Source organism: Brevundimonas aurifodinae (genome assembly GCF_040195595.1).
Taxonomy (GTDB): domain Bacteria; phylum Pseudomonadota; class Alphaproteobacteria; order Caulobacterales; family Caulobacteraceae; genus Brevundimonas; species Brevundimonas aurifodinae.
Window position 1 is genome coordinate 100,322 of the sequence record NZ_JBEGDD010000006.1, and the last position, 23,555, is coordinate 123,876.

General features: G+C 68.7%; 20 protein-coding genes. 10 read left to right on the forward strand and 10 right to left on the reverse strand.

Going from position 1 to position 23,555, the window contains the following annotated elements:
* Positions 1-25: 25 nt before the first annotated feature.
* The gene (locus tag ABN401_RS08655; RefSeq protein WP_349684437.1) at positions 26-487 is read right to left on the reverse strand and encodes a type II 3-dehydroquinate dehydratase; all 462 of its coding nucleotides are present in this window, start codon (positions 485-487) and stop codon (positions 26-28) included.
* A 107-nt stretch (positions 488-594) separates the two neighbouring features.
* Between ABN401_RS08655 and thiS the strand changes: the two genes are divergently transcribed.
* From thiS to ABN401_RS08670, 3 genes are all read left to right on the forward strand, one after another.
* Positions 595-792, forward strand: a complete 198-nt coding sequence (thiS, locus tag ABN401_RS08660) for a sulfur carrier protein ThiS (protein ID WP_349684438.1) — start codon at positions 595-597, stop codon at positions 790-792.
* A gap of 393 nt (positions 793-1,185) precedes the next feature.
* Positions 1,186-1,992: a thiazole synthase gene (locus ABN401_RS08665; RefSeq protein WP_349684439.1), complete on the forward strand. Its 807-nt coding sequence runs from the start codon at positions 1,186-1,188 to the stop codon at positions 1,990-1,992.
* Positions 1,993-2,048: 56 nt separating this feature from the next.
* Positions 2,049-3,755 (forward strand): tetratricopeptide repeat protein, encoded by a 1,707-nt coding sequence (locus tag ABN401_RS08670; protein WP_349684440.1) that lies wholly within the window; start codon positions 2,049-2,051, stop codon positions 3,753-3,755.
* A gap of 163 nt (positions 3,756-3,918) precedes the next feature.
* Here ABN401_RS08670 and ABN401_RS08675 read toward each other — a convergent pair whose 3' ends face one another.
* Genes ABN401_RS08675 through ABN401_RS08685 form a run of 3 tightly spaced genes read right to left on the reverse strand, consistent with a single transcriptional unit; the run spans position 3,919 to position 8,843 of the window.
* Entirely contained in the window at positions 3,919-4,707 is a 789-nt protein-coding gene (locus ABN401_RS08675) for a DsbA family protein (RefSeq protein ID WP_349684441.1), read from the reverse strand.
* Between the two features lie 24 nt (positions 4,708-4,731).
* A complete protein-coding gene (locus tag ABN401_RS08680; RefSeq protein WP_349684442.1) occupies positions 4,732-6,159 on the reverse strand; it encodes a M48 family metalloprotease in 1,428 nt (475 codons plus the stop codon).
* 56 nt (positions 6,160-6,215) lie between these two features.
* Positions 6,216-8,843, reverse strand: a complete 2,628-nt coding sequence (locus tag ABN401_RS08685) for an Rne/Rng family ribonuclease (protein WP_349684443.1) — start codon at positions 8,841-8,843, stop codon at positions 6,216-6,218.
* A 485-nt stretch (positions 8,844-9,328) separates the two neighbouring features.
* On the opposite strand from ABN401_RS08685, the gene ABN401_RS08690 reads away from it, so the two are divergent.
* The 3 genes from ABN401_RS08690 (at position 9,329) to prfB (ending at position 14,305) form a co-directional block, all read left to right on the forward strand.
* Entirely contained in the window at positions 9,329-10,546 is a 1,218-nt protein-coding gene (locus ABN401_RS08690; protein ID WP_349684444.1) for an N-acetylmuramoyl-L-alanine amidase family protein, read from the forward strand.
* A 108-nt stretch (positions 10,547-10,654) separates the two neighbouring features.
* Complete coding sequence (locus tag ABN401_RS08695) at positions 10,655-13,045, forward strand: penicillin-binding protein 1A (protein ID WP_349684592.1); 2,391 nt, start codon at positions 10,655-10,657, stop codon at positions 13,043-13,045.
* Between the two features lie 137 nt (positions 13,046-13,182).
* Positions 13,183-14,305 (forward strand): peptide chain release factor 2 gene (prfB, locus tag ABN401_RS08700; protein ID WP_349684445.1). Its coding sequence is split into 2 segments (ribosomal slippage): positions 13,183-13,251 and positions 13,253-14,305, totalling 1,122 coding nucleotides; the frame shifts between segments, so codons are not numbered across the junction.
* Between the two features lie 190 nt (positions 14,306-14,495).
* Here prfB and ABN401_RS08705 read toward each other — a convergent pair.
* From ABN401_RS08705 to tyrS, 4 genes are all read right to left on the reverse strand, one after another.
* Positions 14,496-15,059, reverse strand: a complete 564-nt coding sequence (locus tag ABN401_RS08705) for a bactofilin family protein (protein WP_349684446.1) — start codon at positions 15,057-15,059, stop codon at positions 14,496-14,498.
* On the reverse strand, positions 15,049-16,194 hold the full coding sequence (locus ABN401_RS08710; protein WP_349684447.1) for a M23 family metallopeptidase: 1,146 nt from the start codon (positions 16,192-16,194) through the stop codon (positions 15,049-15,051). Before ABN401_RS08710 ends, ABN401_RS08705 begins: the two co-directional genes overlap by 11 nt.
* Before the next feature lie 205 nt (positions 16,195-16,399).
* Positions 16,400-16,855 (reverse strand): peroxiredoxin, encoded by a 456-nt coding sequence (locus tag ABN401_RS08715; RefSeq protein WP_349684448.1) that lies wholly within the window; start codon positions 16,853-16,855, stop codon positions 16,400-16,402.
* A gap of 137 nt (positions 16,856-16,992) precedes the next feature.
* A complete protein-coding gene (tyrS, locus tag ABN401_RS08720) occupies positions 16,993-18,288 on the reverse strand; it encodes a tyrosine--tRNA ligase (protein ID WP_349684449.1) in 1,296 nt (431 codons plus the stop codon).
* A gap of 233 nt (positions 18,289-18,521) precedes the next feature.
* Here tyrS and ABN401_RS08725 point away from each other — a divergent pair, with 233 nt between their 5' ends.
* Both ABN401_RS08725 and ABN401_RS08730 read left to right on the forward strand, forming a co-directional pair.
* Positions 18,522-19,058 (forward strand): DOMON-like domain-containing protein, encoded by a 537-nt coding sequence (locus ABN401_RS08725; protein WP_349684450.1) that lies wholly within the window; start codon positions 18,522-18,524, stop codon positions 19,056-19,058.
* Positions 19,055-20,254, forward strand: a complete 1,200-nt coding sequence (locus ABN401_RS08730) for an exo-beta-N-acetylmuramidase NamZ family protein (protein WP_349684451.1) — start codon at positions 19,055-19,057, stop codon at positions 20,252-20,254. The genes ABN401_RS08725 and ABN401_RS08730 overlap by 4 nt, the downstream gene beginning before the upstream one ends.
* A gap of 4 nt (positions 20,255-20,258) precedes the next feature.
* On the opposite strand, the gene ABN401_RS08735 is transcribed toward ABN401_RS08730, so the two are convergent.
* Both ABN401_RS08735 and ABN401_RS08740 read right to left on the reverse strand, forming a co-directional pair.
* Positions 20,259-21,071, reverse strand: a complete 813-nt coding sequence (locus ABN401_RS08735; protein WP_349684452.1) for a transporter — start codon at positions 21,069-21,071, stop codon at positions 20,259-20,261.
* A gap of 70 nt (positions 21,072-21,141) precedes the next feature.
* Positions 21,142-21,792, reverse strand: a complete 651-nt coding sequence (locus tag ABN401_RS08740; RefSeq protein WP_349684453.1) for an alpha/beta hydrolase — start codon at positions 21,790-21,792, stop codon at positions 21,142-21,144.
* Between the two features lie 156 nt (positions 21,793-21,948).
* Between ABN401_RS08740 and ABN401_RS08745 the strand changes: the two genes are divergently transcribed.
* Both ABN401_RS08745 and ABN401_RS08750 read left to right on the forward strand, forming a co-directional pair.
* Positions 21,949-22,419, forward strand: a complete 471-nt coding sequence (locus tag ABN401_RS08745) for an Rrf2 family transcriptional regulator (protein ID WP_349684454.1) — start codon at positions 21,949-21,951, stop codon at positions 22,417-22,419.
* Positions 22,416-23,555 (forward strand): cysteine desulfurase family protein, encoded by a 1,140-nt coding sequence (locus ABN401_RS08750; RefSeq protein ID WP_349684455.1) that lies wholly within the window; start codon positions 22,416-22,418, stop codon positions 23,553-23,555. The genes ABN401_RS08745 and ABN401_RS08750 overlap by 4 nt, the downstream gene beginning before the upstream one ends.

Genomic DNA, 23,555 nt, shown 5'->3' on the forward strand with positions numbered 1-23,555 from the left:
GAAAGCGTCGCCTTGTGATCGGGGTTCAACGGGCCGGCCGGGCGCTGCGTTCCCGCGCCAGCCGGAGAGCGGCCTGGACCGCCAGTTCATAGGAGTGGGCGCCGAAGCCCGAGACGATGCCGGTCGCCGCCAGGGAGACATAGCTGTGGGCCCGGAAATCCTCGCGCGCGGCGGGGTTGGACAGATGGCATTCGACGACCGGGATGGTCAGGGCCTTCAGCGCGTCCAAGAGGGCGATGGAGGTGTGACCGTAGCCGGCGGGGTTGAGGACGAGGGCGGACGCCTCGGTCCGCGCCTCCTGCACCCAGTCGATCAACTCGCCCTCGCGATTCGACTGACGGAAGACAACGGTTGCGCCTTCGGCCGCCCGCTCGCAGATCGCCTGGACGTCGGCCAGGGTCTCGCGCCCGTAGATGTGCGGCTCTCGCACCCCCAGGAGGTTGAGGTTGGGCCCGTTCAGGACGTAGAGGACGGGGGTTTCGGGCATTCGCTCCGGACGGCAGTGGCGGCGCTGTGAAGCGCGGCCTTTTAGCGGAACCGGGCGCGGCGTCAAAGCGGACGACCGCGCCGGTATGGACGGATTGACGTAGCGGCATGCGCATCCAAGTCAACGGAGATACGCGAGAGGTCGCCGCCCGGACGGTGTCGGCCCTGGTGGAAGAGCTGGGTTTCGACGTGCGCAAGGTCGCCGTGGAGCGCAACCTGGCCATTGTGCCGCGCTCGCTGCACGCCACGACCGCGCTGGAGGACGGGGACCGGATCGAGCTGGTCCAGTTCGTCGGCGGAGGGTGAGGGCCGGTTGGACTCGGGCGGTACCGGGTGCAACGAGTGCAAATGCTGCCGTTCAGCTTTATGTAAGCTATGCAAGATACTGATTGGTATGAATTGTTAGTGACTGACGCGTTCGGTCCTTGAGCTCCACCGAAGCCTTTCCATGCACTCCGTCATCCTCGGACTTGATCCGAGGATCGGATGTTCAGCAGCGAATTGCTGGCGATTGGCGCATCGACATGGCGGCACTTCCGACGCGTCTCGCCGCGGTTGGTCCGATCCTCGGATCAAGTCCGAGGATGACGGCAGGGGGGTGAGCAAGGCGAAGATGATCCCGGTCCAGGCGGGCGTCGCTTGCACCGGCAATGGGCGCGAACGGTTTCGTCCGGCTGTCCAAGCGCCTAAGTAGGGCCCATGAACGCGCCCTTCGCTCCGCCCGCCGTCGAGACCGCCGCTGACACCTGGACCGTCGCCGGGCGGACCTTCACCTCGCGCCTGATCGTCGGGACCGGCAAGTACAAGGATTACGCCCAGAACGCCGCCGCCGCAGAGGCCGCGGGGGCCGAGATCGTGACCGTGGCCGTGCGGCGGGTGAACCTGACCGATCCCAGCCAGCCCATGCTGGTCGATCATGTGAAGCCCGACCGATTTACCTTCCTGCCCAACACCGCCGGGTGCTTCACCGGCGAGGACGCGGTGCGGACGCTGCGGCTGGCGCGCGAGGCGGGGGGGTGGGACCTGGTCAAGCTGGAGGTGCTGTCGAACACGGCGCACCTGTATCCCGACATGGTCGAAACGCTGCGGGCGCTCGATCTGCTCATCAAGGACGGCTTCCAGGTCATGGTCTACTGCACCGACGACGTCGTCATGTGCCGCAGGCTGGAGGAGGCAGGAGCGGCGGCGATCATGCCGGCGGCGGCGCCGATCGGCTCGGGCCTGGGGCTGCAGAACCGGGTCAATATCCGACTGATCGTCGAACAGGCCAAGGTGCCGGTGCTGGTGGACGCGGGCGTCGGCACGCCGTCGGACGCCACCTTGGCGATGGAGCTGGGCTGCGACGCCGTGCTGATGAACACGGCCATCGCCGAGGCGAAGGATCCGATCCTGATGGCCTCGGCCATGAAACATGCGGTGATCGCCGGGCGTCAGGGCTATCTGGCCGGGCGGATGGCCAGGCGCATGTATGCCGATCCGTCGTCGCCGCTGGCGGGCCTGATCTGAGGCTCTTGGCGGCCTGAGCGGTCTGCCGCATGGTGTCGCCGGGCGGGAGACGACCGATGCGATCACGATTTCTGGCGTTCACGGCGGCGGCGATCTGTCTGAGCGCGCCGGCGGCGGTGGCGGACGCGTCGCAGGCGGCCGCCGATGCGGCGGCCAGCGCGGCCCTGATCCAGAACCCGCGGGGTTGCGGCACCGTCGGATCGGTGCTGGACGCGGCCTCGGCCACTGACATGGTGATGGTCGACGGCTTCGGTGAGGCCTCTTGGGCCGTCGATACGACCAACCCGGAGGCCCAGGCCTGGTTCGACCACGGCGTGCGGCTGCGCTGGGCGTTCGAGCACAAGGAATCGGTGCGGGCTTTCCGCCGGGCGCAGGCGCTGGACCCGAACTGTGGTCTGTGCGCCTGGGGCGAGGCCTGGGCGCTGGGGCCGAACCTGAACGGCGGCGGCAACGACGACGCCTCGATGAACGAGGGGCGGCGGCTGGCGCAGATGGCGCGGAGGAAGGCGCGGGACGCCACCCCGGTGCAGCGGCGCATGATCGACGCGATGATCCAGCGATACTCCGGATTCAAATCCAGCCGCGCCGTCCGTTTCGCCCGATCCATGGACCGGATCGCGGCGGATCACGCCGATGATCCGATGATCGTCGCCGTCACGGCGGACGCCTGGATGCTGAAAGCCGACGAGTGGTGGGACGAGGACGGTCAGGCCAAGGACCCCGGCATCACCCGCGCCATGAACCTGCTGGAGGCGTCGCTGGAACGCACGCCGAACGATCCGGGCACCATCCACCTGTATATCCATCTGACCGAGTGGTCGGACGATCCTCACAAGGCCATCCCCTATGGCGAGCGGCTGGCGGCCCTGACGCCGGGGGCCAGCCACCTGGTGCACATGCCGTCGCACACCTTCTATCGGGTGGGGCGCTATCGCGACGCGATGACGTCCAACGTCAACGCGGTGGCGCTGGATCAGCGGTACGATGAACTGGCCCGGCCTCCGGGCGGGGTGCCGGGGATGGCCCTGCATGCCCACAACGTCCATTTCGGCATGGGCGGGGCCTTGATGGCGGGCGGAGCCGAGGCGGGGCTGCTGCTGGGGCAGCGGTTCCTGGCGACCTATCCGGACATTCCGGCCGACAACGCCTGGCGTCAGATGATGGCCCACAACGCCTATGCCATCCACGGTCGGTTCGGGCCGGCGGAGCAGGTGGCGGCGCTGGTCGAGCCGCCCGAGGACCGGCCGATGCTGCGGGCCAGTTGGCGCTATGCCCGGGGCGAGGCTGCGGCGCGTGCGGGCGACGCCCGGGCCGCGCGCGCCGAAGCCGAGGCGATCCGGGCGATCCGCGACGGCGGGACCATCGGCGGTGGGCGGGGCAATGACGGCAACGACTTCGTCGAGGTGTTCCAGCGCGTGCTGGAAGGTCGGGCGGCCATGATCGAGGGGAATCCGGCGGCGGCGATGGTGGCTTTCGGCCGGGCGGCCGAGATCCAGGGCTCGGGGCCCGAGGGGGGCGATCCCCCGGTGATCTGGTATCCGACGCGCCGCAGCCTGGCGGCGGCCATGCTGGCGAGCGGCGACGCGGCGGGGGCCAGGGCCAAGATCGAGGAACTGCTGATCGACTGGCCGATGGATCCCTACAGCCTGTGGGTGCTCGCCGAGGCAGAGACGGCGCTGGGCAATGCCGAGGCCGCCGAGGCGGCGCGGGCTAGGGCGCGAGTGGAATGGATCGGCGGGGCGATGACGCTGGGGCTGGCTTAGGCGAAATCTTCTCCCTCCCCCTTGGGGGAGAGCAGGTCGCGAAGCGACCGGGTGGGGAGGGCCAGGCGATCCATGGCGATGTCGGAGTCTGGCTCACCCGGCCGCCCCCACCCGGTCTCCGCTGCGCTTCGACCACCCTCCCCTCGGGGGAGGGAGAAGGACGCTACCTCGCCTTCGCCGCCTCGATCGCGGCGGAGACCTCCACCGGGTTGATCGTCGAGGTGGTGCGACCGTTGATGAGGAAGGTCGGGGTGCCGACCAGACCGAGGGTCTGGCCGGTGCCGTTGATGTCGGCGATCAGGGCGTCGGTCTCGGGCGAGGCCATGGCGGCCCGGGCGCGGGCCAGGTCGACGCCGTTCTCGGTCAGAATCCGATCGACCGCCGCCGGGTCCAGCGCGGCCTCGGCCATCAGGGCCTGGTGGACGGGCAGGTAGCGACCCTGCGCATGGGCGGCGAGGGCGGCGCGGGCGGCGTATTGCGACGTCGTATCGTCGCCCCGGTCCAGAATCGGCCATTCCTTGAAGACGAAGCGGACATCAGGATGGCTGCGGATCAGGGCCAGATAGTCCTCCGACACCGCCTTGCACCCGGGGCAGCGGTAGTCGAAGAACTCGATGACCGTGACCTTGGCGTCAGCGGGGCCAACGGCCGGATCGCGGGGGTCAGGGGCCAGAAGGGACGCGTTGGCGGCGACGGTGGCGTTGATCGTCTCGACGCGGTTGGTCTCCTCGGCCGCCTGACGGGCCTGGACGGCCTCGTCCAGAACCTGGGGATTGGCGACCAGATAGGCGCGGACCTTCTCGCCGAAGCCGCCGCCTGTCGCATAGGGCGCGATCGAAAGGCCCAGGGCCAGGACCGAGATCGCCACGGCCAGGGCGCCGCCCCGGCCTGAGCCGAAGAAGGCGAGGGGGTCACGCGCGGGCGGAGGCGTCGGGGCGTCGGGGTCGGTCATTCGGCTCTCGGAAGGGAAGGTGGATCAGGCGCCGGGGGGCAGGATCGCGGGGCCGCGTTCGCGACGGCGCTCCTCGCGGGCGTCCAGATCGTCGATGTCGTCCATGGTGGCGCCGGACGCCAGGACGATGTCCATGGCGCGCCGCCATTCGATGGAGCCACGAGGCAGCATGTCGCGGGCGCGCAGGGCGAACTGGGTGGCCTGTTCCTCGCCGCCCGCCGCGAAATAGAGCTCGGCCGAGGCCAGACGCGCCTCGCCCTCCTTGCCCTGGCTGGAATAGGCCTGGGACAACAGCCGCCAGGCCAGGGTGTTGTCGCCCTCGCGCGCCGTGGCGGTCTTCAGGTGATCGACGGCCTCGTCCAGCCGGGTCGCGTCATTGGTCTCTATCAGGGCGTGGGCGAGGTTGATGCGGAGCAGGGGGGCGTCGGGCAGGAACTCGACAGCGCGGCGGTGGGCGGCGATGGCCTCTTCCGGGCGGCCTTCCTCGAACAGGATCTGGCCCCTCAGTTCCCAGAGATAGGGATTGTCCTGATCCTCGGCGATCAGGGCGTCCGTAGCGTCCAGCGCGCGCTGGGTCTGGCCGTCGCGATACCAGGCGATGGCCCTGGCATAGCGGGCCGGGAAGGAGGTGTCGGTCTCCAGATAGGTCCGCAGCGTCTGGGTCGGCGGGTTCATGAAGGCCTGGATCTTGGCGCGGATCAGGGCGTGCTGGGCCATGCGTTCCGGGCTGTCGACCTGGTCATAGTTGGACATGGCCTCGACGGGGCGTCGCAGGGCCTCGATGCGCTGGCCCGACAGCGGGTGGCTGCGGAAATAGGGATAGCGGCGGGCGTCGGAGAAGACTTCCTGGCTGCGGAAATTCTCGAAGAAGGACACCAGGCCCCGACCGGACTCGCCGGCGGCCTCGAGGCCGCGCGCGGCGGTGATATCGGCCTCGCCCTCCTGGCTCTGGAGATAGCGCAGGGCGCCCAGGGTGCCGAAATACTGGCCAGACCCCAGCAGGGCCGCTCCGGCACCCGGCTCTCCCGCCAGGATGGCGAGGGCACCCAGGGCCATGGACATGATCATCGGCTGCATGCCGGCACCCTGGGCCCCGTCGCGCAGGGTGTGACGGTTCTTGATGTGACCGGCCTCGTGCGCGATGACCCCCAGCAGCTGGTTGGGGTCTTCGGTCCGCAGGATCAGGCCGGTGTTGATGCCCATGATCCGCCCGCGCGTTGCGAAGGCGTTCAGGTCATTGTCGGCCACCAGCAGGACCTCGACTTCCGCCGGATCCAGCCCCATGGCGACGAAGACCGGGTCGGACCAGTCGCGGATGATGCCCTCGATCTCGGTGTCGCGGATCGTGGATTGGGCCGCGGCGGGGCCGGCCGTCGCCGCGAGGACGACGGCCATGACCGCAGCGACGGCCCCGGCGAGGGGTCGAAAGGCGACACGGGTCTGCCGGATCATGGCCAACTCCTGCGAACGACGCCCCCGCCTGTGATGCCTAGCCTAGGACCGATCGGTCACAGACGCCACCACCCGCGCTTGGGTTTGGGCGGGGGTGCGGTGATCTGCGCCGGATCGTTGGCGATGATCTCGGCCAGGTCAGGTACCGGGGCGGGCTCGGGAGCCGGCTCGAGCGCGGGCTCTGGCGCGACCTCGGTCTCGACCGGGGATGGGGCCTCGGCCTGAACCGCTTCGGGCTCGATCGCTTCGACGGCCGGTTCGGACGCGACTTCGGCGACGACAGTCTCGGCTTCGATCGAAGCCTCTTCGACCGGGGCGTCGGTCGCGGCGGCCGTCTTGCGGCGGACCCGGCGGCGCTGGGGCTGCGGCGCGATGTCCGGCGTCGGCTCGACGGCGACCGCGGTGTCATCCGCGGGCGCGGCTTCGGAGGCGGCTTCGGCGATCTCGGCCTGATCCGCGCCTTCGCCACCGACGCGGTCGCCGCCGCGACCCCGGCCGCGACGGCGGCGACGACGGCCACCCTCGCGTTCGCCCTGACCTTCGGCGTCCGAGCGTTCGAACGATCGGGGCTGGCGGTCCTCGCCGATAGCGGCCTCGGCCGCCGGCTCGGCGCGCGGTTGCGGGTTCAGCGGGTCGAACCAGACATAGGGGTCTTCCAGCGACGGCGTGCGGCCGCGCACCCAGAAGAAGGTCGACGACCCTTCGGTCTCGCCCTCCTCGCGCATGCGCCGACCGCCGCGACGGCCCCGACGGCGACGGCGACCATCGGCGTCCTCGTCGTCGCCGGAGACGCCCGGGATCTCGGCGTCGGCGGCCACGGGCGCGGCCTCCTCGTCGCGACGACCGCCCCGACGGCGGCGTCCCCGACCGCGACGGCCGTCGCCGTCCGGACGCTCGGCGCGCTCGGCCCGCTCGCGCGGCTCGTCGTCATCGGCGTCTTCGCGATCGAGCTGATCCTCGTCCTCGTCGTCGCCGAGGAAGAGGTCGTCGTCGAAGTCTTCCTCGTCGTCATAGGCGGCGTCGTCGAAGTCGTCGTCGAGGTCGGCCAGCGACAGGGTGGTCTCCGGCGGGCTGAAGTCCTCGTTGGTCTCGGTGCGCTCGATGGCGCTTTCGCCCTGACCCAGCCGGTCGTCGATCTGGATGACGACGGCCAGGCCGCGCGTCTGGAGCAGGTGCTGCAGGTAATCGCGCTTGTGGTTCAGGATGTAGAGCGCGACGGCCGAAGAGACCTTCAGGTTGATCGACCCGGCACCGTTCTTGCCGGCCTCGATGTCGACGGCGCGCAGGACCATCAGGGCGGCGCTCTCGGCGGAGCGGACGCGGCCGGCACCGGCGCAGTGCGGGCAGACCTCGGTGGCGCCCTCGATGACGCCGAGGCGTCGACGCTGGCGGCTGATCTCCATCAGGCCGAAGCCCGAGATGCGGCCCATCTGGATGCGCGCCCGGTCGCGCGACAGCTCGTCCTTCAGGATGCGTTCGACGGTCCGGTTGTTCTTGGACTCGTCCATGTCGATGAAGTCGATGACGATCAGACCGGCCAGGTCGCGCAGGCGCAGCTGGCGCGCGGCCTCTGCGGCGGCTTCGCAGTTGGTCTTGAAGGCCGTGGCCTCGACGTTGCGTTCCTTGGTGGCGCGGCCGGAGTTGACGTCGATGGCGACGAGGGCCTCGGTCTGGTTGATGACCAGATAGCCGCCGGACTTCAGCGGCACGACCGGCTGGTGGATCTGGGTCAGCAGCTCCTCGATGCCGTTGGCGGCGAACAGGGGCTTGGAGCCCTGGTACAGATGCACCTTCTTGGACTGCGACGGCATCAGCACGCGCATGAAGTCGCGCGCCTCCTTGAAGCCCTCGATACCCTCGACCTGGATGCCGTCGAAATCCTTGTCGAACATGTCGCGCACGGCGCGGCGGACCAGGTTCTCTTCCTCATAGATCAGCGAGGGGGCGTGGGAGGCGAGGGTCGTCTCGCGGATCGTCTCCCACAGGCGCAGCAGATACTCGTAGTCGCGCTTGATCTCGGCCTTGGTGCGCTTGGCGCCGGCGGTGCGGATGATCAGGCCCATGCCGCGCGGCACGTCCAGGGCGGCGGCGGCGGCCTTGAGGCGCTTCCTGTCCGTGGCCTGGGTGATCTTGCGGCTGATGCCGCCGCCCTTGCCGGTGTTGGGCATGAGCACGCAGTAGCGACCGGCCAGCGACAACCATGTGGTCAGGGCCGCGCCCTTGCCGCCGCGCTCGTCCTTGACGACCTGCACCAGCAGGATCTGGCGGCGCTTGATGACGTCCTGAATCTTGTAGCGGCGCATCAGGCGACGCTTCAGGCGCTCCTCTTCGGCCAGGCCGCCTTCGGATTCGCCGTCGTCGGATTCGCGGGCGGACTCATCGTCCTGATCGTCCTCGGCCGAATGGGCCTCGGCCATGATCGCGTCGCGGTCCGCCGCCGGGATCTGGTAGTAGTCCGGGTGGATCTCGTTGAAGGCCAGAAAGCCGTGGCGATTGCCGCCGTACTCGACGAAGGCGGCCTGCAGGCTGGGCTCTACGCGGGTGACCTTGGCGAGGTAGATATTGCCGCGCAGCTGGCGCTTGGTCTTCGACTCGAAGTCGAATTCCTCAACCTGGCGGCCGTCCACGATGGCGACGCGGGTTTCTTCCGCGTGCGCCGCATCGATAAGCATGGTCTTTGACATTGAAGGTTTCTCTCTGGCGCGCTCGGCCGGCCCGTGAGGGGGCATCAGCGGCTCGCCGAATGGGGGAGGGGGCGTCGGCGCGCGTCAGCCCCGCGTCCTGGCCTTGGCCGAGAACGGCGACCGGCCCGGCCCAGGAACATCCTGAAGCGGCTGGCGGTCGGGGGGTGACGAAGGCGTATGAGCCCATGGGTTATGGTCGGTCCTGGAGCCCTCTGCGCCACGAGGCGGGGTGAGGCTCCGGTTCGGGGGCCCGGCTCCGTCGATCCTCGGGCATTGCCGAAGGGGTCTCGAAAGGCGGGAAGTCAGCGCCGCGCCGGCACCGCGCCGACCCGATGAACCGGCGGCGCGATCGTTCGCGGACGGACGCAAGCATAGGCATGGTTGGTGTGAATGAAAAGGCGCGCATGTTTGTCGGGCGCGCTTAACCCAATCCACACGACGATCCGGCAGGATGATCCCAACAATAAAGGTGGGTCGCCGTCAGAATGCCGCGTCCGATACGTTTCAACCTGTCCGCCTGGTCTCTGCGCGAGTGGGGCCTGACCCTGCTGGCGCTGGGCGTGCTGGCGGCCGTCCTGGCGATCGCGAGTCACGGCCGCGCGACGGGCGTGACCGGCGATGTGCGCGGCGTGCGCTTCGGCGGTGACGCGGCGCGTACCCGGGTCGTCATCGATCTGGACCGCTCGGCGCGCGGCGAGGTCGTCGACGCGGGCGGGAGCGGCCAGGTTGTCCTGACCCTGTCGGGTGTCGGAGCCGGTCGTGGTGTCGACGGGCAGGGCAGGGGCCTGGTCAGGGACTGGCGGGTCAGCGCGTCCGGCACGGCCTCGCGCGTCCAACTGGGCCTGTCACGCACCGCGCGGATCGAGCGGCGTTTCCTGCTGCCGCCGGGCGACGGCGTGTCTCACTATCGCTATGTCATCGATATCGCCTCGACCGGCGGCGCGGTCACGGCCCCGCCTCGCCAGCCCCCCCGCGCGACGCCGCGCCGCGCCGAACGGCCCCTGGTCGTGATCGACGCCGGCCACGGCGGCCGTGATCCCGGCGCGACCGGGCAGGAACGATCCGAGAGCGAGATCACCCTGGCCGCCGCCCTGGCGCTGAGGGACGAGTTGAACCGCACCGGTCGCTACCGGGTCATGCTGACACGCGACAGCAACGTCTATGTTGGCCTGAACCAGAGGGTCCGGATCGCGCGTCAGGCGGACGCGGATCTGTTCATCTCGCTGCATGCCGATGCGGGCGCCGATCCGGCCACGCGGGGCGCCAGCGTCTATACCTTGTCCGAACAGGGGGCGTCGCGCGCCGTGCGCGAGGTCACGCGGTCCGAGGACTGGCACCGCGACCTGCACCTGCCCGGTCGCGATCCGTCGGTCGACCGTATCCTGCTGGACATGACCCAGAGGGCGACCCAGAACCGCTCGGCCCAGTTCGCGCGGGTGCTGCTGACCCATCTGGAGGCGGCCGACCATCCGCTGCTGCGCCGGAGCCATCGCGACGCCGGTCTGGCGGTGCTGCTGGCCCCCGACGTGCCCGCCGTGCTGCTGGAAATGGGCTTCATCACCAATCCGGACGACGAGCGCGCCCTGGCCGACAGCCGCCGACGTCAGCGCCTGATGCGCGCGGTGGCGGAAGGCATCGACCGCTATTTCAGCCAGCCGGCCGCCGGAACGATGATCGCCGGAATGCCCGGCAGGGCCGGCTGACCCGACAGACCGTTTCCGGCCTTTCCGGCGGACCCGGCGCGGGCTAAACCCAACACGGGCGTCAGTCGGAGAGTCCCTGAAGTGAAGGTTGCCGAGCGTTGGTTCGTGATGGCGGGGGTGGCCCTGCTGGGCGCGATCGCGCTCGCCGGGCTGCTGGTGGCCATCTATGCGGCGTGGCTGTTGCACGACCTGCCCGATGCGTCCGAACTGGCCGACTATCGTCCTCCGACCGCGACGCGGGTCTATGCCGGCGACGGCACCCTGATCGGCGAGTTCTCGGACGAGCGGCGCATCTATGTGCCCTATGAGCAGATCCCGACCAGCCTGGTGCAGGCGTTTCTGGCCGCCGAGGATCGCAGCTTCTTCCAGCACGGCGGCATCGACGTGTCGGGCCTGGGCCGTGCCATGTTCAAGAACGTCTTCAACGTCCTGACCGGGCGTCGGCTCGAGGGCGGATCGACGATCACCCAGCAGGTGGCCAAGAACGTCCTGCTGACCAATGAATCGACCATCGGCCGCAAGCTGAAGGAAGCCATCCTGTCCAGCCGGCTGGAGGCGACCCTGTCCAAGGAGCAGATTCTCGAACTCTATTTGAACGAGATCTTCCTGGGGTATCGCAGCTACGGCGTGGCGTCTGCGGCGTTCAACTATTTCGGCAAATCGCTTCAGGACCTGACGCCCGAAGAGGCGGCGTTTCTGGCGGCTCTACCCAAGGGTCCGAACAACTATCACCCCAAGCGCCACCCTGAAGCGGCCAAGGGTCGCCGCGACTGGGTCCTGGGTGAGATGCTGCAGAATCGGTTCCTGACCCAGGCGGCCTATCAGACGGCGGTCTCCGCGCCGCTCACGACGCGCGAGGCCCCGCGCCGGGCCGAGTATCAGGACGCCGATTTCTTCGTCGAGGAGGCGCGCCGCATCGCGCGGGCGAACCCCGACTTCGGCGAGCAGCTGAACGCCGGTGGCTTCTACATGCGCACGACGCTCGATCCGTCGCTGCAGACAACGGCGCGCGACGCCCTGATGCGCGGGCTGGAGAACTATGACCGTCGTCATGGCTGGCGGGGTGCCTGGGGGACGACGGACTTCGCGCCGGGCTGGCAGGCGGTCGCTTTGCGCGAACAGGCCCCGCCGGAACGCCGCGAATGGCGCGCCGCCGCCGTCGAGAGCGTCTCGGGCAACACCGTTCGTGTCCGCACGGCCCGCGACGACGCGACCGGCGCCCTGATCGCCGCCGACGTCGCCTGGGCCAACGCCAACCGGCCGCTCCAGCGTGGCGACCTGATCTTCGTGGAGCCGAGGAACGGCCAGTTCGCGCTGAAGCAGGTGCCCGCCGTGAACGGGGCCCTGGTCGCCATCGAACCCCAGTCCGGGCGGGTGCTGGCCATGGTGGGGGGGTATTCCTTCGCCCTGTCGAGCTTCAACCGGGCGACCCAGGCGTTTCGTCAGCCCGGTTCGGCTTTCAAGCCCTTCGTCTATGCCGCCGCGCTGGAAGGGGACTTTACCCCGGCCTCGATCGTCATCGACGGGCCGATCAGCTTCGCAGGCGGGCCGGGCGGGCGCCGCTGGACGCCCGAGAATTACAGTCGGCGCTACTATGGCCCCCAGACGCTGAGACGCGGGCTGGAGCTGTCGCGCAACGTCATGACGGTGCGCCTGGCCAATTCGATCGGCATGGACAAGGTCGTCGACCTGTCGCGGCGCATGGGCGTGGCCGAGAATCTGCAGCCAAACCTGTCGGTGTCGCTGGGGGCGGGCGAGGTGTCGGCCTTCGACATGACGGCCGCCTACGCCGCCTTCGTCAACGGCGGACGGCGGATCGATCCCTATCTGATCGAATATGTCCAGGACCGCGACGGCGAGACCATCTACCGGGCCGATCAGCGTCGGTGCCGGGATTGCGGTCGAGCCTTCACCGGCCAGGCCTCGCCCATGCTGGAACCGCGCGGCACCCAGGTGATCGACCCGATCACCGCCTATCAGATCAGCTCGATGCTGGAGGGCGTGGTTCAGCGCGGCACGGCGGCCAGCGCGCGGGGTCTGGGCGACTGGGTCGGCGGCAAGACCGGCACGACCAACGAATATCGCTCAGCCTGGTTCGTCGGCTTCACCACGGACATCGTGGTGGGCATCTACATCGGCTTCGACGACAATCGTCCCCTGGGATATGGAGAGACGGGGACGACAGCCGCCGTGCCGGTCTTCATCGACTTCATGGAGGACGCCCTCAGAGAGCGGCCGGCGCGGCCGTTCGTGCGTCCGCGCGGGGCCGTGTTCCGCACCGTGCGTGGGATCGAGGAGGCCTTCCGCCCCGGCACGGAGCGTCGCCGCGAGGAGGAGCAGGAGGATCGGGGTCCCGTGACCCCGACCGGTCCGCAGAACTACAACGACGTGATCCGGCGCGAGCAGGAAGCCGCCGCGGCCGCCGCCGCCGCGCCTCCGCCACAGGCGCCGCCGCCGCGGAAGCAGGAACCGGCGGACGATCTGGACGGGTTGTTCTAAGGGTCGAGGGACGAGGGGCGAGGGCCGGGAAAGTGACGATTCGTCGTCGCCGGTCCGCGGGTAGCCACATTCGACCCTCGACCCTCGACCCTCGACGCTTTATGTCCGCCCCTCACTTTGGACTCGCGGAGTTTGCGATGAGACCGGATGTCGAGGCCATGAAGGCCGACATCGAGCAGAGCGTCGCTCTGCTCAGGAGGCGTCTTTGACTGGGATGTCGCCCTACGAAAGCTGGATGAGCTGAACGCCCGGGTCGAGGACCCGACCCTGTGGGATAGACCCGACGAGGCCCAGGCGGTCAGCCGGGATCGCTCGCGCCTGGAAGCCCAGATCAACGCCGTCAAGGAGATGGAGCGTGAGCTGGAGGACGGCGTCATGCTGTCCGAGATGGCCGACGAGGAAGGCGACGAGGCCACCCTGGAAGAGGCGCGCGCCCAGCTGAAGGCCATCAAGGACCGTGCCGCGCGGGCCGAGCTGGAGGCGCTGCTGTCGGGCGAGGCGGACGGCAACGACGCCTATCTGGAGGTCAACTCCGGTGCCGGCGGCACCGAGTCCAACGACTGGGCCGGCATGCTGCTGCGGATGTATTCGCGCTGGGCCAAGGCGCATGGCTATGAGGTCGAGATCGAGGCCGAGGAATCCGGCGAGCAGGCCGGGATCAAGTCGGCGACCATCCAGATCAAGGGGCCCAACGCCTATGGCTGGCTGAAGTCCGAGTCCGGCGTCCATCGCCTGGTGCGGATCAGCCCTTATGACGCGGCGGCCAAGCGGCACACCAGCTTCGCCTCGATCGGCGTGTCGCCGGTGGTGGACGACACCATCGAGATCGACATCAACCCTTCGGATGTGCGCACCGACACCTATCGCGCGTCCGGAGCCGGTGGTCAGCACATCAACAAGACCGATTCGGCCGTGCGTCTGACGCATATCCCGACCAACACCGTCGTGGCCTGTCAGGCGGGCCGGTCGCAGCACCAGAACCGCGAACAGGCGTGGAAGATGCTGCGGGCGCGGCTGTACGAGCTGGAACTGCAGAAGCGCGAGGCGGCGGCCCAGGCGTTGGCGGACGCCAAGACCGACATCGGCTGGGGCCACCAGATCCGGTCCTACGTTCTGCAGCCCTATCAGATGGTCAAGGACCTGCGGACGGAGGTCGAGACCTCGGACACCGACGGGGTGCTGAACGGCGACCTGGATCGGTTCATGGGCGCGGCCCTGGCGCAAAGGGTCGGCGAGACGCGTGGGTCGACGGTGGAGTGACGGGTTCCTTCTCCCCTTGCGGGAGAAGGTGGCCCGAAGGGCCGGATGAGGGGGCTGTGTCATCAGACCGGGACGCGAGACGTCGCCCCCTTTTGGCTGGAGTGTTTCACCCCTCACCCGATCGCGCGAGAACGACGGGCTGCGCCCGCCGTGCGCGATCTCCCTCTCCCGCAAGGGGAGAGGGGACGGGTCAGATCGTCTTCATCTCGATGGTCTGGGGCGCTTCGGCCGCCGGAGCGGGCGCAGGCGCAGGAGCCTCGACCGGGGCGGGACGCGGCGCAGGGGCGACGGGGGCCGGGGCCTCGCGACGGCTTTGCAGGACGCGACCCTGGAAATAGGCACCGATGTCGATCGACAGCTGTTCGGCGGTGATGTCGCCGTCGACATAGGCGGTCGAGACCAGCTTGACCTGCTTGCCCGAGACCGCGCCGACGACGCGGCCGCGAACCTCGAGGTAGTCGGCGGTGACATTGCCTTCGATGGCGCCGGTCTCGCCGACGATCAGGCGGCCGACGCGGACGTCGCCCTTGATCGAGCCGTCGACCTGAAGGTCGCCGGCGCCCGAGACATGGCCTTCGAACTGCAGGTCCGACGACAGGGTCGACAGGCCGCGCGACGAGGCGACCGGCGAGGGCGCCGGCGCCGGGGCGGGGGCGCGTCCGGTATTGGACGACGGCAGGTCCGGCAGCGGCGGGATCGGGATCGCGCTGGAGGGGCGATCAGGCGTGACGGGGGGTTTGGCTTTATTGAACAAGGGTGTCTCCGGCTCTCATGAAGCGGGCGGGATTCTGGGGTCGTCCGTCCATCCAGACTTCGTAGTGCAGATGCACGCCGGTCGAGCGACCGGTCGTGCCCATGGCGCCGATCCGCTGGGTCAGCGCGACGCGCTGGCCCGGACGGACGGCCACGGAGTTCAGATGGGCGTAGCGGGTCTTGAAGCCTCGGCCATGGTCTATCTCAACGGTGTTGCCATAGCCTGAACGAACGCCGGCGAAAGACACGATCCCGGGAGCGGTGGCATAGATGGGCGTGTTCAGCGGCGCGGCAAAGTCCTGGCCCTGGTGAACGGCGGGGCGGCCGTTGAAGGGATCGAAGCGAACACCGAACCCCGAGGTGGTGCGCGCCTCGGTGGGACGGTCGAACGGCAGGCCCTCGGCGGCGTCGGCGAGACGGCGCATATCGGTCAGGTTGTCGGCGGCGTGACGGATGCGGACCGCGAAAGGCTCGTCCACATCCAGGATCGTCGCCAGGGCCTCGGGGTCGTTGGCTTCGACCAGCGGGCCGCCCAGGGCCGAGCCCGAGGCGGCATAGGCGGCGGGATTGAGGCCCGCGAGGCGGAAGGCGAGGCGGAGGCGTTCGGCGCGCGTCTGGGCGAAGTCGCCGGCCCGTTCGATCAGCCGCTCCTGGTCCATGCGGACCGCGACGATGCGCTGGACGGGCCCTGCGGCGCCTTCCGTGGGTATCGGCGCAGGGGCCATGACGGTCTCGGCGCCCTCGACGCCCCGGAACATGCCCATGACGTTCGACAGGGCGGCGTGACGGCGCTCGACCATCTGGGCCATTTCGTCCAGGCCGCCCGTCGTGGCCGACATGCGGACCACAGCGGTCTCCAGACGGGCCTGGAGATCGGCGTTGAGACGCTCCGAAGCGGCGCGGGCCCGAACGATCTCGTCGTCGGCGCTGCGCGAGACCACCATGTCGAAGAGAAAGCCGCCGGAGGCCACCAGGGTCCAGGCCGCGGCCACGGCGGCGACACCTGCCATCATCATCTGCCGGCCGCTGGTCAGAACATATCCGCGCGTCTCGCCGTGCTGGCGCAGATAAACGTGACGCTCGGGAAACCAGCGGTCGATCAAAGATCGACTGACCGTTCCCTGTTCTTCAGTCATGTAACACGCCCCCATGCACGAGCAGCGTTATCCGTGAACTGTTGCCGCTCGGCAATACCGTTCACGCAATCTTAACCACGTTGCCCGCGGGCTTTCGCCTCAACGAATCTGAACGGAGTCAAAGTTCGCCTCTCGGGCGATCTGTTACATCTGTCGGTTTCAACAACTGGACTGTCGAAACCATCCGCGACCGGACGAGCGTGCTTCACAGGGCCTGAGCGGCGGCCAGGACGTCCTCGGCGTGGCCCTTGACCGAGACCTTGCGCCAGACGCGGCGGACGACGCCCGCGCCGTCGATCAGGAAGGTGGCGCGCTCGATGCCCATATAGGTCTTGCCGTACATGCTCTTCTCGACCCAGACGCCGTAGGCCTCGGTCACGCCGGTCTCCTCGTCCGAGGCAAGTGTGACCTTGAGGTCGTATTTGGCCTTGAACCTGTCGAGCTTCTTCACCGGGTCCTTTGACACGCCGATGACGGTCACGCCGGCCTGGGCGAAGGCCTCGGCGTGCTCGGTGAAGTCCCTGGCCTCGTTGGTGCAGCCGGGCGTGTCGGCCTTGGGATAGAAGTAGAGGACGGTGGGACCCGAGAGGGACGCGCGACCGCCGCCGTCGGCGGGCATGTCGAACGCGGGGGCCTTGGAGCCTTCGGTGATCTCGGTCATGTCTTCCTCCTGCCGCTCATCCCGGCGAAAGCCGGGACCCAGTCCTTTCGCGAGACGGTCTCGGACCGGCAACGCGACCTATCGCCACCACGGATCGCCCAAAGCACTGGGTCCCCGCTTTCGCGGGGATGAGCGGATTAAATGGGGCGAACCAGCTTGATCGGTCCACTTTTTCCAATCTGCACCACGAACGCACCCGCATTGGGATCGACCTGTTCCCGCGCGAATGCTTGTTTTGGATTGTTCACCGGCACACCGTTGATCCGAACCCCACCGCCAGTGATTTTGAGGGCCGCTTGTTTGATCGACGGGACGAGCCCAGATGCCTTGAGTAGGGCCTCTGCGCGTCTTTCCGAGAATGGCTTGCCGTCATTGCGGGCGATCTCGTCTTCGGTGCCAGCCCACAGAAGATCGATTGGCGCGCCATCAACGATCTGCTCGCCAGCCTGAACTCGTTCGGCGCGGTTGCGAGCATCCTGAGCCGCCTCCACCCCATGCAGCATCGTCGTGGCGGCGTCGGCGAGGGCCTTCTTGGCCTCGTTGATCTCGGCGCCTTGCAGGGCCTCAAATCGGGCGATCTCGTCCAGCGGCAGGTCGGTGAACAGGCGCATGAAGCGGCCGACGTCGGCGTCTTCGGCGTTCCGCCAGAACTGCCAGTAGTCGAAGGGCGACAGCTGGTCGGCGTTGAGCCACACCGCCCCTTGCGCCGTCTTGCCCATCTTGCCGCCCGAGGCCGTGGTCAGCAGCGGCGTGGTCAGGCCGAAGGCGGCCTTCTGGTCAACGCGGCGGACCAGGTCGACGCCGGAGACGATGTTGCCCCACTGATCCGAGCCGCCCATCTGCAGGGTGACGTTGCGCGCGCGGTTCAGCTCCAGGAAATCCACCGACTGCATCAGCATGTAGTTGAACTCGAGAAAGGTCATCGGCTGCTCGCGCTCCAGCCGCAGCTTGACCGAGTCGAAGGCCAGCATGCGGTTGATCGTGAACTGGGTGCCGAAGTCGCGCAGGAACTGGATGTAGCCATAGCCGGACAGCCAGTCGTCGTTGTTGACCATGACAGCGTCCGTCGGGCCGTCTCCGAAGGTCAGGAATTTCTCGAACACCGTGCGGATCGAGGCCAGGTTCGAGGCGATGGTTTCGTCGGTCAGTTGGGGCCGCGAGGTGTCCTTGCCCGTAGGATCGCCCACCTTGGTCGTGGCCCCGCCCATCAGAACGACGGGCTTGTGGCCGGTCTGCTGCAGGCGGCGCAGCATCATGATCTGGATCAGACTGCCGACATGCAGGCTGGGCGCGGTCGCGTCGAAGCCGATGTAGCCTGAGACCACGCCGGCTTTCGCCACCGCGTCGAGCTCCGCTGGATGGGTGATCTGGTGGATGTAGCCGCGCGCTTGGAGCGTCTGCAGAAATTCGGACTGGAAAGAAGGGTCGGTCATCGTTCAGGCGGGCTTGGCTTTGGGAGGAGGGCGGGCTGTAGCATGTCCCAAGGACCGGGGCGAAGGGGCTGTTGGTGAGAGTCCGGCGATCGAGTGGGAGTGACTCTCACTTCTCTCATGGCCAGTGGATGCGCGCCGACCGGCGGAACGATCCGACTGTAACCGCCGCCTACGTCAGGATCGGACGCATCCCCTCGCTTGGCCATCGAGGCTCAGCGTGGCAGTCAGGCGGAATGTTCGAGCCAACCGACAGTCCGACGATGCTGGAAGTCCGGCTGAAGCCGCACCCGGCGTCGCCCGAGAGCCCGATCGACAGCCTGACGGTCCTGTTCGAGCGCGACGGGCTGGCGCTTTGGCTGCGTTTCATCGCCGAGGGTCAGATGCCGGAGGTGGTCTGGCCCGGACCGGCGGAGCCGGGGCGCGCCGACGACCTGTGGCGGCACAGCTGCTTCGAGGCCTTCGTTCAGACCGACGACGGCTATGTGGAATACAATCTGTCGCCTTCCGGTCAGTGGGCGACCTATCGGTTCGATTCCCCGCGTCAGGGGATGCGGAACGCCCTGGAGGTCGCGACGCCGGGGGAACTGGATCTCGCCTGGGACATGCTGGCGCTGGAGACGCGGATCGAACTGCCGAACGGCGCGACGCGGCTCGGGTTGTCCGCCGTGATCGAGGCCATCGACGGCTCCTTCTCCTACTGGGCCCTGGCCCATCCGTCGGATAAGCCCGACTTCCATCATCCCGACAGCTTCGTCCTGGACCTGCCATGACCTTCGGCATCGACCGCCTGCTCGCCGAACCGGCCCTGCTGGACCCGCTGAAGGGGCGCAGGGTGGCGCTGCTGGCGCATCCCGCGTCGGTGACGGCGGACCTGACGCACTCCATCGACGCCCTGATGGCGGCGGGCGTGCGGATCAGCGCCGCCTTCGGGCCCCAGCACGGGATGAAGGGCGACCTGCAGGACAATATGATGGAGAGCCCGGACGAGACCGATCCGGTCCACGGCTTTCCGGTGTTCAGCCTGTATGGCGAGGTGCGTCGGCCGACCGGCCAGATGCTGTCGACGTTCGACGTCATCCTGGTGGACCTGCAGGACCTGGGGTGTCGCATCTACACCTTCGTGACGACGCTGCTCTATGTGCTCGAAGCTGCCGCCGAGACGGGCAAGACGGTCTGGGTGCTGGACCGGCCCAACCCCGCCGGACGGCCGGTCGAGGGGACGACGCTGGTGGCGGGCTGGGAGAGCTTCGTCGGGGCCGGGCCCATGCCGATGCGGCACGGACTGACCCTGGGCGAGATGGGCCACTGGTTCATCGACCACTTCAAGCTGGACGTCGATTATCGCGTCATCGAGATGCAGGGTTACGACCCCGAGGCTGGGCCGGGGTTCGGCTGGCCGTTGAACCAGCGCGCCTGGATCAACCCCAGCCCCAACGCGCCGAACCTGTCGATGGCGCGGGCCTATCCCGGCACGGTGATGCTGGAGGGGGCGACCCTGTCGGAAGGGCGGGGCACGACCCGGCCGCTGGAGCTGTTCGGAGCCCCCGATATCGACGCCAAGGCCGTGATCGCCGAGATGCAGGCCTTCGCGCCCGACTGGGTCCGAGGCTGCGCCCTGAGACCGATGTGGTTCCAGCCAACCTTCCACAAGCATGTCGGCCAGCTGTGTTCCGGCGTTCAGATCCACGTCGAGGATCCGCATTACGATCACGCCGCCTTCCGGCCCTGGCGACTGCAGGCGGCCGGGTTCAAGGCGATCCGGCGGCTCTATCCCGATTACGACCTGTGGCGGGACTTTCCGTACGAGTACGCCTTTGGAAAGCTGCCGATCGACGTGATCAACGGGGGGCCGGCGCTGCGGGAATGGGTCGATGACGCGGCCGCGCAGCCGGGCGACCTGGACGCCATCGCGGGCCGGGACGAGGCCGCGTGGATCGAGGCTAGGCGGCCGTTCCTGATCTACTGAGGGATCAGAACCGGCGCGCCAGACCGACGCCGAACTCGATGTCCGGGGCGTCGTCGTTCAGTCCGAAGTTGAGCCCGAAATCCAGCTGGGCGTCGGGCAGGGACGGCGGGCTCCAGACGGCGATGAGGTCGAGGGTGGACGGCGTCGTTGAGCCCAGCGGGTCGTCGTCATGGCTGATCCAGACCTCGGCCCCCAGGGTCCAGTCGCCGAAGCCCCGGTCGGTGCCGATCACCAGGCTGTAGGCGGCGTGCGAACCCTCGCCGTCCGCGTCGCGGATCGCTTCGATGAAGGGCGAGACGCCCAGACTCCACTCAGAGCCGGTGTCGAAGGCCATGGGCAGGGCGACGCCGGCCTCGATGCCGCTGGCGCGGACCTCGTCGTCGCCGGTCGGGACCGTGCCGAACACGGTGACGGCCATGCCGAAGGGTTCGCCGTCGGGGTTGATGAGGCTGTGGCGCATGGCCAGGAACAGGTCGCCGATGCCCTCGGCGGTGCCGGCCAGACCGGTAGCGCGGTCGGTCGCCTCCTCGCGCGTGGCAAGGGACACGCCGGCCTGCACCTCTGTGCGCGGACCGACCCCGTAGCGGACGGTGACCGAGCCGGCGGCCCATCCCTCGACGCGGGTCGCGTCATCCTCCTGCTCGAAGCCGTCGAACAGGCCGACCTCGATCTGGATCACGCCGGGGTCGATGACGCAGGTCGAGTCGCCCTTGCCCGGCCGGTCGGGGCAGAAGGGGCGAAGATCGCGTTCCTGGGCCGCCACGCCGCCCGCGATGAGCGATGCCGCCAGCGCGAGCGCGCCGATGCGAAGTGCCATGGTCTTCCCCCTGATTCCCGAAGGCATCCTAGGGGCTAAGGTGGGCGAGGGAAGCGGCCGTCAGACGCCGTCAGGCCGGCTCGGCCTCGAGCCGCTTGTCCAGATAGGCCCCGACGCGGGTCTCGACCGCGCCGATGTGGTCCTGCCAGAAGTGGGTCGCGCCTTCTTCCAGCTCGTAGTCGATGACGATGCCCTTCTGGGTGCGCAGCTTGTTGACCACGCGCTCGACCTCGACCGGCGGGACGATGGTGTCGGCCGTGCCGTGCAGGAACAGGCCGGACGCCGGGCAGGGGGCCAGGAAGCTGAAGTCGTACATGTTGGACGGCGGCGAGACCGAGATGAAGCCGTCGGTCTCGGGCCGGCGCATCAACAGCTGCATGCCGATGTAGGCGCCGAACTGATAGCCGGCGACCCAGGTCTGGGTCGCGGCGGGGTTGTTGGACTGGAGCCAGTCCAGGGCCGTGGCCGCGTCGGCCAGTTCGCCGATGCCGGAGTCGAACTCGCCCTGGGACTTGCCGACGCCGCGCGAATTGTAGCGCAGGGTGGCGAAGCCGCGCTTCTGGAACAGCTGATAGAGGGTCACGGCGACCGGATTGTTCATGTGCCCACCCGCCTTGGGGTGGGGATGCAGGATCAGGGCGATGGGGGCGTTGGCGCGTTTGCCGGGGGAATAGCGGCCCTCGATGCGGCCGGAGGCGCCGGGCAGGATGACTTCAGGCATGGGGCTCTGGAATCCGTTCAACTGTCATTTCGCGGCCCTGAAATACTTGACCGCCGGGGTAGGACTTTCTAAGTCCAACCTGCGCCGGGCCGCCTCGCGAAGCGGCGGGTCATAGCACAGGACCCCTGAAAAGCGCGCGGTTTTTGAAGGACGACGATGCGCCTGTCGACCAAGGGACGATACGCCGTGATGGCGATGGCCGACCTGGCCCGGAACGGGCGAGGCGAGGCCGGTCAGGCGCGCGCCGTGTCCCTGGCCGAGATCGCCACGCGGCAGGAAATTTCATTGAGTTACCTCGAACAGCTGTTCGCGCGGCTGAGAAAAAGCGGCCTGGTTCAGAGCGTCCGCGGTCCGGGCGGTGGCTATCGCCTGGCCAAGACGGCGGGCGAGACCGTGGTGTCCGAGATCGTCCTGGCGGTCGATGAGCCGATCCGCGCGACGCGGTGCGCGGCCCATTCCTCGCCGCGCGGCTGTATGATGGCCGGCGAACGCTGCATCACCCACAATCTTTGGGAGGACCTGGGCGACGAGATCCATCGCTATCTGTCCAGCGTGTCGCTGGAGGACGTGGTTCTGAACCGGACGCGGCGGGCGCCGACCGTCGCCGATGTCGGGGTGGCGGCATGAGCCCGGTCTATCTGGACTACAACGCCTCGGCCCTGGTGCGGCCGGAGGTGCAGGCGGCGATGGCCGAGGCCCTGGCCGACAACGGCAATCCGTCGGCGGTCCATGCGGCCGGACGGCGGGCGCGGGCGCGGGTCGAGACGGCGCGGGCGCGGGTGGCCGATCTGGTCGGGGCGGATGCGCAGTCCGTGGTGTTTTCCTCAGGCGGGACGGAGTCCAATGCCCAGGCGATCGCCAGCGCGATCGCGGCGGGGTGCGAACGGCTGATCGTCTGCGCCTCCGAGCATCCTTGCGTCGCTGAGGCGGCCAAGGCGTCGGGCAAGCCGGTCAAGGTGCTGCCGGTCGATGGGCGCGGCGTGATCGACCTGGGCAAGCTGTCCAAGCTGCTGGCCGCGCCCGGCAAGGCGGTTGTCGCGATCCATCATGCCAACAACGAGAGCGGCGTGATCCAGCCGATCCGCGAGGCCGCGACCCTGGTGCGCGAGGCCGGCGGCTGGCTGCACGTCGACGCCATCCAGTCGGCGGGCAAGATTCCGGTGTCGATCGCGGGGCTGAAGGCCGATACCCTGACGCTTTCGGCGCACAAGCTGGGCGGACCGCAGGGCGTGGGCGCGCTGGTGCTGGGCGAAGGCCGGTCGGCGGTGCAGATCGTGCGGGGCGCCGGGCAGGAGCGGGGCCTGAGGGCCGGCACGGAGAACGTGCCGGGCATCCACGGCTTCGGCGTCGCGGCGGACTGCGCAGCGCGGGATCTGCCGACGGCGGAGGCCCATGCCGTCTGGCGCGATGCGGCCGAGGCGGCGGTCGAGAAGGCCGGGGCGACGATTATCGGCAAGGGCGCGCCGCGTCTGCCCAACACCCTGTTCCTGTCCGTGCCGGACTGGGAGAGCCCGCAGGCCCTGATCGTGCTGGATCTGGAGGGCGTCATGGTCTCGGCCGGCAGCGCCTGTTCGTCCGGCAAGACCAAGCCGAGCCGGACGATCGTGGCCATGGGGCGGATGGATCTGGCGACCGGAGGTGTGCGCGTCTCGGGCGGCTGGAGCACGACGAAAGACGATTGGTCGCGCTTCTCTGCGGCGTGGACGACCGCATATGCCCGGTACCGCGCCCGTCAGTCCGCGCGTGTAAAGGAAACCGCCTAA